Source organism: Microvirga flocculans ATCC BAA-817 (assembly GCF_000518665.1).
Lineage (GTDB): Bacteria > Pseudomonadota > Alphaproteobacteria > Rhizobiales > Beijerinckiaceae > Microvirga > Microvirga flocculans.
On sequence record NZ_JAEA01000007.1, the window covers coordinates 178,831 to 194,102 of the forward strand.

Genomic DNA, 15,272 nt, shown 5'->3' on the forward strand with positions numbered 1-15,272 from the left:
ACCTGCGCATCGAAAAAGCTGAAGATCCTGAGGCCGAAGCTGCAAAGGGAATGATCGTGACCGTGAGGAACCCAACCACTGTCGTCTTTGACGTCGGCAATGTTCTCCTGCGCTGGGACCCGCGCAATCTCTACCGTCACATCTTCGACGACGAGGCGCAGATGGAATGGTTTTTGGCCAATGTCTGCACCCATGACTGGAATGTGGAGCAGGATCGCGGGCGCGATTGGGATGAGGCCGTAGCCTTGCTCGTGAAGGACCATCCTACCCACCAGAGTGCGATCCGCGCCTTCCATGAGCGCTGGACGGAAACCGTATCCGGCGTCTTCGAGCAGAACGTCGCGCTTCTCCATCGGCTGCGGGACGCGAAGGTGCCGAACTACTGCATCACGAATTTCTCCGGACCCAAGTTCGTTCTGGCGCAGCAGCGCTTCCCGTTCCTCGCCGGGTTCGATGGCGTCATCGTCTCGGGCGACGAACGTCTCCTGAAACCCGATCCCGCCATCTATCACTTGCTGTTGGATCGCTATGGACTTGAGGCTGGGGATTGCGTCTTCATTGACGATTCGCCTGCCAATATCGAGGCGGCCCGCGACGTCGGCATGCATACGATCCATTATCCTCATGAGCAGGTCGACCTGGGCGACGAACTCAGGCGCTATGACTTTCCTGTGTAAGGGCAGCTTGCTCTTCGTCTCAGCTTGAGCCATCGGGCGGCATGCGCGCTTTCGACACCTCCCTTCCCATCGATGCCGTTCTCGGCGACCTGACGGCGAGCCTTCGCTTGCGGCCGAATGCGGTGCTCGTCGCGCCTCCCGGCGCGGGCAAGACGACGCGCGTGCCGCTGGTGCTGCTGGACGAGCCCTGGGTGAAGGGTGGAAAGATCATCGTGCTGGAGCCCCGCCGCCTGGCCGCCCGCGCCGCCGCCGCGCGCATGGCGCAGACGCTGGACGAGCAGGTCGGTGAGACGGTGGGCCTTCGTGTGCGCCTCGGCTCCAAGGTGAGCCGGAAGACGCGGATCGAGGTCGTGACCGAGGGCGTCTTCGCGCGTATGATCCTCGACGATCCGAGCCTCGATGGCATTGCCGCCGTGCTCTTCGACGAGTTCCACGAACGCTCCCTCGATGCCGATCTCGGCCTCGCCCTGGCGCTCGATGCGCAAAGCGGCTTGCGTGAGGACCTGCGCCTGCTCGTCATGTCGGCAACGCTCGACGGCGCACGCGTCGCGAAGCTCCTGGGCGATGCGCCCGTGATCGAATCCGAAGGCCGCGCCTATCCGGTCGAGACGCGCTATCTCGGGCGCGATCCGAACAAGCGCATCGAAGAGCAGGTTGCAGATGCGGTCGTGCGCGGCCTGAGGGCGGAGACGGGTTCCATGCTGGTGTTCCTGCCGGGGCAAGGGGAAATCCGCCGGGTCGAGACCCTTCTCCGGGAGCGCATCGCCGATCCTGCCATCGATATCGCGCCGCTTTATGGTGCACTGGAGCGCGGCGAGCAGGATCTGGCCGTCAGCCCCGTAAAGCCCGGGCGGCGCAAGGTGGTGCTCGCCACCTCTATCGCGGAAACGTCGCTGACCATCGAAGGTGTGCGCGTGGTCGTCGATTCAGGTCTTGCTCGCGTTCCGGTCTTCGAGCCGAATATCGGCCTCACGCGCCTGGAAACCGTTCGCGTTTCGCGAGCCGCAGCGGATCAGCGCCGTGGCCGCGCGGGCCGCACCGAGCCCGGGGTGTGCTACCGCCTCTGGGAGGAGGCCGCCACCGGAGCGCTGGAGCCCTTCGCGCGCCCGGAAATCCTGGCCGCCGATCTCGCGCCCCTGCTGCTCGATTGCGCGGCCTGGGGCGTGACCGATCCGGCCACGCTCGCTTTCCTCGATCCGCCCCCGGCTCCGGCGCTCAAGGAGGCGAAGGCGCTGCTGCAGCAGCTCGACGCCCTCGATGAGGTGGGACGCATCACCGATACAGGCCATCGCCTGCGCGATCTGCCGCTGCCGCCGCGCCTCGCACGGATGATCCTGCATGCGGGAGAGAGAGGCCAGGCGCGCGATGCGGCGGACATCGCCGCCGTTCTCGTCGAGCGCGGCCTCGGCGGCGATGCGGTGGATTTGGCCGAGCGCGTCGAGCGCTTTCGCCGTGACCGCTCCAGGCGCGCGGAGGACATGCGGCGCATGGCCGAGGGTTGGGCGAAAGGACACAACGGCGCATCGAAGGGCGAACCATACTCCGTCGGAGCGATCCTCACGCTCGCCTATCCCGACCGTCTCGCCAAGGCCCGCGGCAAACCCGGCGACTATCTCATGGCCAACGGACGCGGGGCCACGCTCGATGCGCATGAGCGACTGGCGAAGGAGCCCTATCTCGCCGTTGCCGAAATCGCCGGCGGAGCCGCCTCCGCGCGCATCCTCGCGGCGGCCGCCATCTCACCGGAAGAGATCGAGGCGCAATACGGCAATGCCATCGTCCAGCGCGACGAGGTCACCTTCGACAAACAGGCCAAAGCACTCCGGGCGCGGGGCGTCAGGCGCCTGGGCGCCCTGCTGCTGAACGAGCGCCCTCTGAAGGTTCCGGCGACCGATGAGGCGGCAAGGGCGCTGGCCGAGGGACTGGTCGCGCTGGGGCTCGCTGCGCTGCCGTGGTCGAAGGCTCTCGCGCAGTGGCGGGAGCGCGTGATGTTTCTGCGTCAGGCCGAGGGCGAGGAATGGCCCGACCTCTCGGACGAGGCGCTGGCCCGAACGGCGGGAGAATGGCTTGCGCCTCACCTCGTCGGCAAGAGCGGCCTCGGCGAGATCGGTCCCGATCTGCTCAGCGAGGCCCTGCGCAGCCTCTTGCCGTGGAATCTTCAGCGGCGGCTCGATGCAGAAGCTCCCACCCATTTCGAGGTGCCGACGGGATCGCAGATCCCGATCGATTACGGCGCGGAGGAGGGGCCCGTTCTGGCGGTGCGGGTGCAGGAACTGTTCGGGCTCGACACGCATCCCACCCTCGCAGCCGGGCGTGTGCCGCTCATCCTGCACCTGCTCTCGCCGGCGCAGCGCCCGATTCAAATCACCCGCGATCTGCCAGGTTTCTGGCGCGGTTCCTGGGCTGCCGTCCGGGCCGATATGCGCGGGCAATATCCGAAGCATCCCTGGCCTGAAGATCCGCTGACCGCGCCGCCGACGCGCCGCGCCAAGCCGCGAGGCACTTGAGCTCCGTTCCATGCCGCGTGCTCGAACGATCCATCGCACTCGACATAAAACGGGATAATGTTTCTCTGCTTGATGCACACGCATCACGCGCGTTCCGGTTGTTCCATCGAACGTTAGTTCGATTCCGGCGCTTGTCCCCGTCACAACCGCGCAACACCCATCGCATTCCCTCGACGGCACACATCCACTTGCCTTGTCGCCTGAACGAAGACGGTGCTAAAGGGAAATTCTCCCATCCTTCGGAATGCATCCGCTCATGACGATGCCCTTCGGCGACCTTGCGCATCTCACGTTCGCCTTGTGCGAAGTGCTGGTTACGCTTCCTGAAATACAGTTGCACGGAAAGCTCGCATGATCAGGCTCGCCATCATCCTGATAGGTTTCGAGACGATGCGGCGTCAGTGGCGATCACTTGCCGCCTTCGGCGCTTTCTGGGGAATCCTCGGACTCGCGATTCTCATGGATGCCGCCGATGGTGTGACAGCCGTCGTGACGGAAGCGTTCGGATACCTTCTCGTCGCCGAAGGGCTGGGGGCGATCCTGCTCACGGTCAGTCTCGGGCGCTACAGAGGGCGGTTCTTCCTCGCGCGAGGATTGATCATGCTGGTCATGGGCCTGCTGATCATCGATCTTCCCTGGCACAACGACATTGCCAACAGCCTTCTCTTCGGCATCGCCTTTCTGCTGGATGGCTCTGTCCGCCTCGTTGCCGCGTTCCTCGTGCGTTATCCGCGATGGAAAGCGATAGCAGGCATCGCGACCGGCGAGATCGTTCTTGCGGTGCTGTCCTTCGCGAGCTGGCCGGTTTCCTACACAAAGACCGTGCCTTTCTGCATCGGCATCGCGCTGCTCCTGTCCGGCTTCACATTCATCCGGTTGGCCATGAATCTGCGAAACCTGCCGCCGGAACCCGGGCAATGGCCGCTCTTCGCACGCTCGCGATGGGTGCCGCGCCTCGACACTGCCATGCTGCAGGCGCAGCCGAAGGCGGATCTTCTCTCCGTTAGGGTCTGGACGCCGCGAGGGGACGACGAGCACACACGCCAGCGGCCCGTCATCGATCGTTACATCGTCGCCGTCGACCGCAACGGCGTCATCTCGACCGGACACGCCGCGCTGGAATGCGGCGACGACATCTATGTCAGCCATTACCCCGCCGTTGAGATCGACCGGTCCGCGAACGATCTCGTCAGGGTGATCCGCGCCAACCCCGAGAACGACGTGCCCGGCCGGTTCCAGCCGTCTTACTCCTACGAGGCGTCGCAATGGCGGGAGGCCGACGCGCATGTGAAGTTCAGCCGGTTCAACGCCGCCAATCTCGCGGCGTTCTGGATGGCGTATCAGCAGGACGATACCTACAACCTGGCTAACCGCAACTGCTCCGTCGTGGTCGCGCTCGCCCTGGAATCGGCCCTCGAAGGTGTTCTCAGGACCGACAAGGTTTGGCGGGTCTTTCTGCGGCTTCTCGCCAATCCCGATCTCTGGCTTGCGGCGATCCTGCATGGGCGTGCCGAGTCGATGACTTGGACCCCGGGCCTCGTGCTCGATTACGCGCGGGCCTTGCGCCGGATCGTGCATCCCTCACCCGTGCGCTGGCCAAGCAAGTTCCGGAACATGCTGCGGGAGCATCGCAGGGTTCGCACCGAGGCGAGAGCCGCCGCATGACACAAGAGATCGTCCTGGCTTCCAACCGCCGCATCGCGTCGGCCGGTGCCGTCATCGCGACCGCGATGATGTTCGGCCTCACCTACAGCCTCAGCGCTGCGCTGATCGCCCTCGATCTCTCAGAACGCGGATTCGAGGAATCGATGATCGGCCTGAATGCCGCGATGCATGCCATCGGCGTTCTCACAATCGCGCCGCTCCTTCCCCGGCTCGTCGGCCTATGGGGAGCGCGCCCGCTCGTGATCTCGGCGCTTGGCTCGGCGGCCATTGTGCTCGTGCTGTTCCCGGCAGTGCCTTTCGTCTGGCTCTGGTTCCCCTTGCGCTTTCTGCTCGGCATGGCCTCCGAAATTCTGTTTGTGCTTTCGGAAACCTGGATCAACTTTCTGAGCACGGAACGAATCCGCGCAAGGGCCATGGCGGTCTACACCGCATCCCTGTCCCTCGGCTTCGCCCTGGGGCCGCTCATCCTCTCATGGACAGGCACAGCGGATGCGACTCCCTATTACATCGGCGCGGGTCTTGCGGCGCTGGCCTTGTGCGTGATCGCACTCCCCATCGTCGTCACGCCGGCTCGCGAAGCCCATGGCATGGGCAATCCGATCCGCTATGCTCGTCTCGCTCCTGTCGCCATAGCGACGACGATTTTGAATGCAGCGGTCGAGACGGCCGGACTGTCCTTTCTCGCTCTTTACGCCATGGGTAACGGCTGGGCCGAGGAAAGCGCAGCGCGGCTGATCGCGACCATGATGTTCGGAGCCATTCTGCTCCAGCTTCCCATCGGATGGCTCGGGGACAAGATGGACCGCCGTCGGCTTGTCCTGATCCTGGGCATGCTCGCGGCCTGCGGAGCGCTGATCTGGCCGTTCGTTCTTCAAACGCCGTGGCTGGCTCATGCCACAGTGTTCTTCTGGGGCGGCCTGTTCGTTGGAATCTACACGATCATGCTGACCGTGGTCGGCAGCCGCTTCAAGGGTGGAGAGCTCGTCGGCATCTATGCCGTCATGGGGCTCACATGGGGCGCTGGCGCCTTGCTGGGGCCGGCTCTCGCAGGTCTAGCCATGGACGTCTCAGCGCACGGCCTTCCGCTCTTCGTCAGCCTCGCCTGCCTCGTCTTCGTGCTGTTCGCCCTGCGGCTCAAGAGCGAGACGTGATGCAGCGACGGCGCTGCCTTCAGTCATCAGAGTTGCTTGATCGTACGAATGGATCCGACCATCGGTCGGCGATGGAGGCTGTTGTATTCTTCGAACACGGTCATAAAGGCCACGGAAACCCGCTTTCCCGCGTTCCTCTTCAGGTCCGCTTCCCTGGCGCGCTCGACCGCGAACACGTGCACGCTGCGAATGTCCCGGGCGATCCTGTTGCTGTACTCGCCCTTGATGCAGACCGGCGCGTCGAGCTCCAGCACGTAATATGGTTCCGTGGCTGACGATGCGCCCGACGCGGAAGCTATGGCTGGCTGCACGGAGATGAGCCTTCCCGTCAGGATCGGCGCATCGCCATCCTCATAGCACGCGAATGCGCCCTGACCGGCAAAAAGAAGAGCAGCTGCAGCGAGGGCTAAAATCTTCATGAGACGTCGATCACCGATGGGGAGGAACGCAACACTGCGGCAGCGGTAGGATAAAAATCAAGGACGTTTTTCGGCACTAGTTCAAGGGTCCGATCAGGGTACGCCCTTTGCAGGGCAGGTACCCTGCATGGAGCGATCCTCTTGCGCCGATTGTCGACGGTCACAAAGTCCTTGCCGTGCATCAGTCGCTGTCCGGAACCGTTACATAGATCAAGACGGCAAGCAGAGTGACGACGAAGCGAAAGGCGGATGGAACACCGTTCCAAGTCTGAGACATCCACATGCCGAACCATTCGCCCCCGATCGACATGAAGCCAACCTGCCAGATGAGAAAGCCCAGTGTCAGGCCTGTGATGGCGATCCCCTTGGAGCGGTTGAATTCGCAAGCCGGTTTTCTGAGTCCCTTCAGCATCCGGTAGGCACCGACCCAGCAGAGAACGGCCATGACGGTTTCGGCCGCGATGATGAGGATGTAGGCGGCGTGATGAAGCGCCGGGGTCATGACGGCCCGGGACTTGATGGCCGTGTCCGGAAACACCGTGTCCATGGACAGAACATGCGCGACGAAGGCGAAGTTCGTGCCGTAATCCGTGATGTTCCCGAAGGCCACGAGACTTGCGAACAAGCCCATGGCGGCAACCATGAGTGTCTTTGAAGCGCGTACGACGACCATGGCTGTTGCGATCCGTTTCACGGCGTATGAATACAAAAAAGGCCCGAGAGATCTCGGGCCTTTCCATGAAGAAGCGTCGACGATCAGTAGCTGTTGAACTTGTAGTTCAGGCCGGCGCGCAGGGTGTGGAAGCTCGTCTCGTCTTTCACGTTGTAGCTGACGCCGGGGAACTGCGGGCTGGTCGCAGACAGGTTCTTGGAGTCGAGATCCACATAGAGGTACTCGGCCTTGAGCGTCAGGTTGTTTGTGACCGCATACTCGGCGCCGGCGCCGAGGGCCCAGCCCCACCGGGTGTCGGACTTCGAAGCGGAGAACGCGCCGGAGCCCATGTCAGCGGTGTCGACGGCCAGTCCGGTGTTGGTCTTCACGGAACCGTAGGCAAGACCGCCGGTGGCGTAAACCAGCAGGCGCTCTGCCGGCGTGAAGCCGAGACGGGCGCGCAGGGTGCCGAACCACTGAACCTTGTGGCGAGCTTCGAGGATGGCGGAATCGACCGCATCGGCGAAGGTCAGGGCGTAGCGGTCGTTCAGGTTGACGTAGTTCAGGTCGGTCTCAAGACCGAGAACGGCCGAGCCGATCTGGTAGTTGTAGCCGATCTGTCCGCCGCCCGTGAAGCTGCCTTCGTTCTTGCTGCGGCCGAAACCGGCGAGGGGCACGCCCGCGAAGAAGTCCGGATCCACGGAGCTGAGCGTCATCGTGTTGTCGCCCCAGGTATAGCCCGCGTTCACACCGGCGTAGAAACCGGTCCAGGTGAACAGGGGCGCTGCGGCGACCACGGGAGCCGGGGCGCGGCGGGACGGAAGGTCGGCGGCGGAGGCAGCCGTCGTGGCAAGCGCCACAGCGGCGGAGCTGGCCAGCAGGGCAAGAAGACGATGAGACATAGGGTGTATCCTTGTGCAAGGAGTCGCTGTTGCGACCATGACCTTACGTATAGGAATATCCTGATATTACTGCAATACTCTACGTCAATCTTCAGGTCATATTCCTAATGATTTCTAAATTGTCTTATTGTCTCTTGACTCTGGCGAGGCACATTGCGCAGGATCGTCTCGCTTGCGGATGATCATCCGGAGGCGAGGAGAACTCGGCCCTGCCCCAAAAGGCAGGGTCCTTTCGTTTATGCAGGGATCGGGCAATCGTGTTGCGGAGTAAGGCACTGGACCGGAAGGGACGTTCTGGAAAAGGCGCCTTCAGGCTCTCAATCCACAAAGTCCACGCCTGAAAGCCTCGCCAGGCTCCAGCGCTCCGCCCCGTGCCAAGGCCATGATCGAGGGATATTCCGGCGGACGGCTCGTCGGTTCGCTTATCGCCTGAACGTTTCGATCAGCCGCTCGGCCGTGGCGCGGTTGAGCGCCATCGGAATGTTGTAGACGAGGGCGAGGCGCATCAGCGCCTTCACGTCCACGTCATGCGGATGCGGCGAGAGCGGATCGACGAAGAAGAACAGGGCATCGACCTTTCCTTCCGCGATCATCGCGCCGATCTGCTGGTCGCCGCCGAGCGGGCCGCTTTTGAGCCGCGTGACGGAGAGAGACGGACAGCGCTCCATCACACGCCCGCCCGTGGTACCGGTGGCGAAGAGAGTAAAAGGGCGGATGTCGTTCTCGTGCATGGCCACGAATTCGGCCATGTCGTCCTTCTTGGCGTCGTGCGCGACGAGCGCCAGCGTCAATTGTGTCATGAGATCGCTCAATTGCTCCAGCGGTCGCGCCACTGCATCTCGCCGGCCATGCAGTTGGTGCGGGGAGGGGACTGAACGCGATCGATCCGGAGCGTCTCGGGCACGAGGTTGGCCACTTCGAGCAGGATCTTGGTCTTGATGGCCTCCACGAACTGGTCGCGCTCCCGCACCGGAACGGTGAACGAGCCCTGTCCGCCGATCACGCAATCCCTGTAATAAATGTCGAGATCCGGAATGTCGAGATAGCCGGGCTGGCGCAGCATGATCGGCAGCCCATTGATGACAATCCCCTTGGCGAGTGCTTCGTCCCGGGCTTCCAGCACGAGGCGACCCTGGTTGTTGGGGCCGTCGCCCGAAATGTCGATGACCTGCCGCGCGGCATTGACGCCGCTTTCCTGCAAGAGCTTCACGCTGAAGTCGATGGCGCTCGAGATCGAGGTCCGCTGGGCACGCCGCAGGGGCGTTGCGGCGATCCTGTCGGCGAAGGCCATCAGGCTTTCCGAATTGTCCAGGATCGTCCAGGGGACGATGACCTTCTGATCCGGCGAGCCCGCCCATTCCATGTAGGTCACGGCAACCCTGCCCAGCATCCCGCCGCGGATCGCGTCATGGACGGGCTTGGAGCGGAAGGCCTGGGCGAAGCCCTCCCGCTGCAGGGCCTGCTCGTCCGTGTCCATCGAGAAGGAGATGTCGACGGCGATCACCAGGGCGAGGTCGACATCCGCCTCTGGTTGAGCTTGCGCCGGTTGCGCAAGCAGCGCCCAAAGGCAGGCCAGTCCTGCGGCAAGGCGGGGGAAGCCGGAGCGAACCATCGGGATCTCCTGTGCGGGAGCCGGGTTGGTTTTCGAAGTGAGCCAGCTTGTAAAATTAAGGCACGGTCGCCGTGGGACCAGAGGTCCTATGAACGGCTGCTCTCCACCATCTTCAGAGCGGCATCGAAGGCCGCATCGGCGTCCAGGTCGGTCGTGTCGAGGGTAAGGGCGTCCGCGGCGGCTTTCAGCGGCGCGGTGCTGCGGCTCATGTCGCGTTCGTCCCGGCGGCGGATGTCCTCGAGAATCGTCTCATAGGCGGCTTGCTCACCGCGCCGCTGCAGTTCGAGATGCCGGCGGCGCGCCCGCTCTTCGGGGGAGGCGGTGATGAACAGCTTCACGTCGGCATCCGGGCAGACCACGGTCCCGATGTCGCGCCCGTCGAGCACGGCGCCGGGCTTCCGGGCCGCGAACTGGCGCTGGAAGGCAAGCAGAGCGTCCCTGACGGGCTGATAGGCGGAGACCACGGAGGCCGCTTCGCCCATCGCCGCGCCGCGCAGGCGGGTATCGTCCTCCAGATGCGAGACGTCCAGGTTCTGTGCCGCATGCGCCGCCGCATCCCGGTCGGTCAGGGGAATGTCCCGGTCCATGAGCGCGCGGGCGACCGCCCGGTAGAGCAGGCCGGTATCGAGATGGGCGAAACCGTAATGCTCGGCAAGGCGCTTTCCCAGGGTGCCCTTGCCCGAAGCGGCGGGACCGTCGATGGCGATGATCATGGGCGGGCTCAGTCCTGGATCGCGGCGCCCAGCTCCCGCATGAGCGGGATGAAGGTCGGGAAGCTCGTCATGATCATGGCGCCGTCATCCACCGTCATCGGCTCCTGCGTGGCCAGGCCCATGACCAGGAAGGACATGGCGATGCGATGGTCGAGATGGGTGGCGACCGGATTGCCGCCGCCGCGGACCGTGCCGCTGGAGCCGTGGACGATGAGGTCGTCTCCCTCGATTTCATGCTCGACGCCCGCTTCCGCCAGACCGGCGGCGACGGCCGCCAGGCGGTCGGATTCCTTGATGCGCAACTCGTGGAGGCCCTGCATCCGGGTCGTGCCTTCAGCGAAGGAGGCCGCGACCGCCAGGATCGGGTACTCGTCGATCATGGCCGGGGCGCGGGCATGGGGAACGGTCACGCCGGTGAGCCGGCTGTGGCGCACACGCAGGTCCGCCACCGTCTCGCCGCCCTCGTCGCGCTCGTTCAGGCGCTCGATGGAGGCGCCCATCTCGATCAGGGTGGTGATGAGGCCCGTGCGCAGCGGGTTCATCATCACGCCCTCGATGATCACGTCCGAGCCGGGAGTGATCAGGGCCGCCACCAGGGGGAAGGCTGCGGAGGAGGGGTCTGTCGGCACGACGATCTCGGTCCCGCGCAGCTCCGGCTGTCCCTGGAGGGTGATGGCGCGTCCCTCGGCCCCGTGGGGGACAACCTCCACGCTCGCCCCGAAATGGCGCAGCATGCGTTCCGTATGGTCACGGGTCGCCTCGCGCTCGATCACGGTGGTCCTGCCCGGCGAGTTGAGGCCGGCGAGAAGGATGGCCGACTTGATCTGGGCCGAGGCCGCCGGGGTCTCGTAGACGATCGGAATCGTTTCCTTGGGGCCTCGCAGGGTCAGGGGGACCCGTCCGCCCTCGGCCTCGCTGACCACCGTGACGCCCATCTTGACCAGAGGGTCGAGGATCCGGCGCATGGGGCGCTTGCGCAGGGAGGCGTCGCCGTCGAAGGTCGTGGTGATCGGATGGCTCCCCGCGACGCCCATCATGAGGCGCGAGCCGGTGCCCGCGTTGCCGAAATCGAGAACACCCTTGGGCTCGGTCAGCCCGCCGATGCCGACGCCCACGATGCGCCAGCGGCCGGGAGCCTCGCGGGTGATGGTGGCGCCGAGCGCCCGGCAGGCCTCGGCCGTGCGCAGCACGTCGTCGCCCTCCAGAAGCCCTTCGACACGGGTTTCTCCAATGGAAAGGAGGCCGAAGATCATGGAACGGTGGGAAATCGACTTGTCGCCGGGAACGCGAATGCGCCCCTTCAGGGGCGTTCCAGACCTGCTGGCGACCGGGGACGGCGATCCATGCGCGTGGGACATTTGAGAGTTCCTTGAGCCTTCTTGTTAGGGCGGGCTCCTAACACGGTGTTTTCCCGCCGTCACGCGCTAGCTGGCTTAAGCTCGGACGCGTCATTGCAATTTCCTATTTGACAAGCCTTTCCCTCACGACTAACGGAGCCTTCCCAACCATTCACTTTCGAAGGCATCTCCCGTGGCCAAACCGGAACTCGGCTTGAAGCGCCAGTGCATGAGCTGCGGCGCGAAATTCTACGATCTCAACAAGGACCCGGCCGTGTGCCCGAAATGCGGCACGGTCTTCCAGGCCACGGCCCTGACCCGTGTGGCCGCTCCCGTGGCCGCCCGCGCCGAGGAAGAGGACGAGGCCGATCTCGAATCGGTCGGGCCGGAAATGGTCTCCCTCGACGAGGTCGAGGCCGATGAGAACGAGAAGGATATCCCGGTCGACGACGATATCGACGTGGGCGATGACGTTGCCGACGACGACACTTTCCTCGAGGACGAGGAAGAGGGCGACGACGACGTGTCGGACCTGATCGACAGCGATCTGGAAGACGACGAAGAGGCTTGAACCTCGAAGCAGAGGCGACTATAGAGACGCCGCTGCTTCATACAGCGACCCGCCGCGGCACCCCGAGCGCCGCGGCTTTCAAGGGGCCATAGCTCAGCTGGGAGAGCGCTTGCATGGCATGCAAGAGGTCGGCGGTTCGATCCCGCCTGGCTCCACCAAATTTTCCAAAAAGGCCGCCGTTTCAGGCGGCTTTTTTGTTGCTCCGTGGCCCGCGCCCTTCAGTGGCGCTTTCCGAGGCGGAACGGGGCTTCTTTTACGCCTGATGCGTTTACCTCATGCGCCCTTTGTCTCATGGAAAGACCCATGATCTTCATTTTTAGTCAGGCCGCCTTAAGCTAAGGCCAGGATCTTCCACCCACCGAAAGCGGGAACGATGACGCGCGTCCAGACGAACGGCCTCCAGGTTGCACCGGTTCTTCATGATTTCATCGAGCGAGAGGCGCTGGCCGGCACCGGCGTATCCGCCGAGGCTTTCTGGAAGGGGCTGGCCGGCCTGGTCAGGGACTTCGCCCCGCGGGACCGCGAGCTCCTCGCCGTCCGCGACAAGATCCAGGCCCAGATCGACGATTATCACCGCGCCAGGGCCGGCAAGCCCTTCGATCAGGCCGATTACGAGCGCTTCCTGCGCGACATCGGCTATGTCCTGCCCGAGCCGGGGGATTTCTCGGTTCAGACGCAGAACGTGGACGACGAGATCGCCCGCATCGCAGGTCCCCAGCTCGTGGTGCCGGTTTCCAACGCCCGCTATGCGCTCAATGCCGCCAATGCCCGCTGGGGGAGCCTCTACGACGCCCTCTACGGGACCGATGCGATTTCGGAGGAGGAAGGGGCCACCCGCTCGGGCGGCTACAACAAGATCCGCGGCGCCAAGGTCGTGGCCCGCGCCCGCGAGGTGCTCGACCGGGCAGCCCCCCTGGCGACGGGCAGCCATAGGGACGCGGCCTCCTATGCCCTCCGGGACGGCACCCTGATCGTTACGCTTCGGGACGGCACGGAGACCGGCCTCGCCGATCCGGTCCAGCTCGTGGGCTACCAGGGCGAGGCGGCCCATCCCTCCTCGGTGCTCCTGCGCCACAACAACCTGCATCTCGATATCCGCATCGACCGTTCCCACCCCATCGGGGCCGAGGACCCGGCGGGTGTCGCCGACGTGGTCCTGGAATCGGCGGTTTCCACCATCATGGACCTGGAGGACTCGGTCGCCGCGGTCGATGCCGAGGACAAGGTGCAGGTCTACCGCACCTGGCTCGGCCTCATGAAGGGCGACCTGAGCGAGAGCTTCGAGAAGGGCGGGCGCACCATCGAGCGGCGCCTCAACCCGGACCGGGTCTATACCCTGCCGAACGGCGGCGAGCTGCGCCTGCATGGGCGCAGCCTCATGCTGGTGCGCAATGTGGGCCATCACATGTTCACCGATGCGGTGCTCGACGAGAAGGGCGAGGAGATCCCCGAGACCATTCTCGATGCCGCCGTCACGTCGCTCATCGCGATCCACGACCTGAAGGGCTCCGGGCCCCTGCGCAACAGCCGCGCAGGGTCGGTCTATATCGTGAAGCCCAAGATGCACGGGCCGGACGAGGTGGCCTTTGCCAGCGATCTCTTCGCCGCCGTGGAGGACATGCTGGGCCTTGCCCGCAACACGCTCAAGATGGGCATCATGGACGAGGAGCGTCGCACCTCCGTCAACCTCAAGGCCTGCATCAGGGCCGCCGCCGAGCGCATCGTGTTCATCAACACGGGCTTCCTGGACCGCACCGGCGACGAGATCCACACCTCCATGGAAGCCGGTCCCATGATCCGCAAGAACGACATGAAGGCGACCGCCTGGATCAAGGCCTACGAGGACAACAACGTGGATGTCGGCATGCTCTGCGGCCTTCCCGGCAAGGCCCAGATCGGCAAGGGCATGTGGGCAGCGCCCGACAAGATGGCCGACATGCTGGCGCAGAAGATCGGCCACCCGCAGGCGGGCGCCAACACCGCCTGGGTGCCGTCGCCCACCGCCGCGACGCTGCATGCGCTGCATTATCATCAGGTCGACGTGCAGGCGCGCCAGGAGGAGCTGAAGACGCGCCCGCGCGCGAAGCTCTCGGACATCCTGACCATTCCGGTCTCGCAGTCCAACTGGGCGCCGGACGCCGTGCAGCAGGAACTCGACAACAACTGCCAGGGCATCCTCGGCTACGTGGTGCGCTGGGTCGACCAGGGCGTCGGCTGCTCGAAGGTGCCTGACATCCACGACGTGGGCCTCATGGAAGACCGCGCGACGTTGCGGATCTCCAGTCAGCACCTTGCCAACTGGCTGCGCCACGGCATCGTCAGCCAGGAACAGGTGATGCAGACCCTGCGCCGCATGGCGGAGGTGGTCGACCGGCAGAATGCGGGCGATCCGCTCTACCGGCCGATGGCGCCAGGCTTCGACGGCCCCGCCTTCAAGGCTGCCTGCGATCTCGTCTTCAAGGGCGCGGCCCAGCCCAACGGTTATACGGAATGGATCCTCCACGAGCGCCGCCGTGAGGCGAAGGCCGGAGCGAAGTAAACCGGAATGGGGCGCCGCAGGAGCGGCGCCCTTTTCGCTTCAATCGCCCGTTGCGATCTTCAGGCCGCGCTTGATCGTCTTGAGCGCGATCAGGCTCTTGTACTTGCGCACCACAGGCTGCTCGGTCATCAGCCGCTCGATGAAGGCATTGTAGCCGTCGAGATCGCGCGTCGAGACGAGAAGCATGTAGTCGGCATCGCCCGTGACATACCAGCAGGACTGCACCTCCGGCGCTTCCGCGACCCATCGCTGGAATTGGTCGAGAGCATTACGGCGCTCGTTGTCGATCTCCACGCCGACCAGCACCGTCACGGTACGGCCGAGCGTCCGCGGCTCGACCACAGCCACAACCTTCTCGATGATGCCGTCCCGCTTGAGGCGCGAGATACGCCGCTGCACGGCCGAGGCTGAGAGCCCGACCTCATAGGCAATGGCTTCACTGGGTCGCTCGGCATCCTCCTGGACCATGTCGAGGATTTTGATGTCGAGGTCATCGAGATCTGCCATGCGAAGATTCCGCAAATAAT

The 15,272-nt window shown here is 64.5% G+C and carries 14 protein-coding genes and 1 tRNA gene; 7 read left to right on the top strand and 8 right to left on the bottom strand.

Annotation, left to right across the window (positions count from 1 at the left end; translation table 11 throughout):
- Positions 1-56: 56 nt before the first annotated feature.
- The 4 genes from L879_RS21080 to L879_RS0109235 all read left to right on the top strand — a co-directional run bounded on the left by L879_RS21080 (position 57) and on the right by L879_RS0109235 (position 6,000).
- Positions 57-677, top strand: a complete 621-nt coding sequence (locus L879_RS21080; protein WP_438268224.1) for an HAD family hydrolase — start codon at positions 57-59, stop codon at positions 675-677.
- A 41-nt stretch (positions 678-718) separates the two neighbouring features.
- Positions 719-3,184, top strand: a complete 2,466-nt coding sequence (gene hrpB, locus L879_RS0109220; protein WP_027315851.1) for an ATP-dependent helicase HrpB — start codon at positions 719-721, stop codon at positions 3,182-3,184.
- A gap of 351 nt (positions 3,185-3,535) precedes the next feature.
- Positions 3,536-4,849 carry an HdeD family acid-resistance protein gene (locus tag L879_RS21085; protein WP_051435179.1) on the top strand — a complete coding sequence of 438 codons (1,314 nt, stop codon included), beginning with the start codon at positions 3,536-3,538 and terminating at the stop codon, positions 4,847-4,849.
- Positions 4,846-6,000 (top strand): MFS transporter, encoded by a 1,155-nt coding sequence (locus L879_RS0109235; protein ID WP_051435180.1) that lies wholly within the window; start codon positions 4,846-4,848, stop codon positions 5,998-6,000. The genes L879_RS21085 and L879_RS0109235 overlap by 4 nt, the downstream gene beginning before the upstream one ends.
- A 26-nt stretch (positions 6,001-6,026) precedes the next feature.
- Here L879_RS0109235 and L879_RS0109240 read toward each other — a convergent pair whose 3' ends face one another.
- From L879_RS0109240 to aroA, 7 genes are all read right to left on the bottom strand, one after another.
- Entirely contained in the window at positions 6,027-6,419 is a 393-nt protein-coding gene (locus tag L879_RS0109240) for a hypothetical protein (protein WP_027315853.1), read from the bottom strand.
- A gap of 181 nt (positions 6,420-6,600) precedes the next feature.
- Positions 6,601-7,092, bottom strand: coding sequence for a DUF2165 family protein (locus tag L879_RS0109245; protein ID WP_027315854.1), 492 nt, complete (start codon positions 7,090-7,092; stop codon positions 6,601-6,603).
- A gap of 83 nt (positions 7,093-7,175) precedes the next feature.
- The gene (locus tag L879_RS0109250; RefSeq protein ID WP_035459157.1) at positions 7,176-7,973 is read right to left on the bottom strand and encodes an outer membrane protein; all 798 of its coding nucleotides are present in this window, start codon (positions 7,971-7,973) and stop codon (positions 7,176-7,178) included.
- A 422-nt stretch (positions 7,974-8,395) separates the two neighbouring features.
- Positions 8,396-8,773, bottom strand: coding sequence for a methylglyoxal synthase (locus L879_RS0109255; protein WP_027315856.1), 378 nt, complete (start codon positions 8,771-8,773; stop codon positions 8,396-8,398).
- Positions 8,774-8,781: 8 nt separating this feature from the next.
- Complete coding sequence (locus L879_RS0109260) at positions 8,782-9,585, bottom strand: DUF1194 domain-containing protein (protein WP_027315857.1); 804 nt, start codon at positions 9,583-9,585, stop codon at positions 8,782-8,784.
- 86 nt (positions 9,586-9,671) lie between these two features.
- Positions 9,672-10,298 carry a (d)CMP kinase gene (cmk, locus tag L879_RS0109265; RefSeq protein ID WP_027315858.1) on the bottom strand — a complete coding sequence of 209 codons (627 nt, stop codon included), beginning with the start codon at positions 10,296-10,298 and terminating at the stop codon, positions 9,672-9,674.
- Between the two features lie 8 nt (positions 10,299-10,306).
- Positions 10,307-11,656 (bottom strand): 3-phosphoshikimate 1-carboxyvinyltransferase, encoded by a 1,350-nt coding sequence (gene aroA, locus L879_RS0109270; RefSeq protein WP_027315859.1) that lies wholly within the window; start codon positions 11,654-11,656, stop codon positions 10,307-10,309.
- Between the two features lie 172 nt (positions 11,657-11,828).
- On the opposite strand from aroA, the gene L879_RS0109275 reads away from it, so the two are divergent.
- From L879_RS0109275 to L879_RS0109285, 3 genes are all read left to right on the top strand, one after another.
- Positions 11,829-12,206 carry a TIGR02300 family protein gene (locus L879_RS0109275; protein WP_027315860.1) on the top strand — a complete coding sequence of 126 codons (378 nt, stop codon included), beginning with the start codon at positions 11,829-11,831 and terminating at the stop codon, positions 12,204-12,206.
- 82 nt (positions 12,207-12,288) lie between these two features.
- Positions 12,289-12,364 (top strand) — tRNA-Ala (locus L879_RS0109280).
- Between the two features lie 215 nt (positions 12,365-12,579).
- Positions 12,580-14,745 carry a malate synthase G gene (locus tag L879_RS0109285; RefSeq protein ID WP_027315861.1) on the top strand — a complete coding sequence of 722 codons (2,166 nt, stop codon included), beginning with the start codon at positions 12,580-12,582 and terminating at the stop codon, positions 14,743-14,745.
- Between the two features lie 39 nt (positions 14,746-14,784).
- On the opposite strand, the gene L879_RS0109290 is transcribed toward L879_RS0109285, so the two are convergent.
- Positions 14,785-15,252, bottom strand: coding sequence for an Lrp/AsnC family transcriptional regulator (locus tag L879_RS0109290; protein ID WP_084020861.1), 468 nt, complete (start codon positions 15,250-15,252; stop codon positions 14,785-14,787).
- Positions 15,253-15,272: the final 20 nt, after the last annotated feature.

Coding starts and splice junctions, on each gene's coding strand:
- hrpB (WP_027315851.1), top strand. CDS start 719: ATGCGCGCTTTCGACACCTCCCTTCCCATCGATGCCGTTCTCGGCGAC.
- L879_RS21085 (WP_051435179.1), top strand. CDS start 3,536: ATGATCAGGCTCGCCATCATCCTGATAGGTTTCGAGACGATGCGGCGT.
- L879_RS0109235 (WP_051435180.1), top strand. CDS start 4,846: ATGACACAAGAGATCGTCCTGGCTTCCAACCGCCGCATCGCGTCGGCC.
- L879_RS0109240 (WP_027315853.1), bottom strand. CDS start 6,419: ATGAAGATTTTAGCCCTCGCTGCAGCTGCTCTTCTTTTTGCCGGTCAG.
- L879_RS0109245 (WP_027315854.1), bottom strand. CDS start 7,092: ATGGTCGTCGTACGCGCTTCAAAGACACTCATGGTTGCCGCCATGGGC.
- L879_RS0109250 (WP_035459157.1), bottom strand. CDS start 7,973: ATGTCTCATCGTCTTCTTGCCCTGCTGGCCAGCTCCGCCGCTGTGGCG.
- L879_RS0109255 (WP_027315856.1), bottom strand. CDS start 8,773: ATGACACAATTGACGCTGGCGCTCGTCGCGCACGACGCCAAGAAGGAC.
- L879_RS0109260 (WP_027315857.1), bottom strand. CDS start 9,585: ATGGTTCGCTCCGGCTTCCCCCGCCTTGCCGCAGGACTGGCCTGCCTT.
- cmk (WP_027315858.1), bottom strand. CDS start 10,298: ATGATCATCGCCATCGACGGTCCCGCCGCTTCGGGCAAGGGCACCCTG.
- aroA (WP_027315859.1), bottom strand. CDS start 11,656: ATGTCCCACGCGCATGGATCGCCGTCCCCGGTCGCCAGCAGGTCTGGA.
- L879_RS0109285 (WP_027315861.1), top strand. CDS start 12,580: ATGACGCGCGTCCAGACGAACGGCCTCCAGGTTGCACCGGTTCTTCAT.
- L879_RS0109290 (WP_084020861.1), bottom strand. CDS start 15,252: ATGGCAGATCTCGATGACCTCGACATCAAAATCCTCGACATGGTCCAG.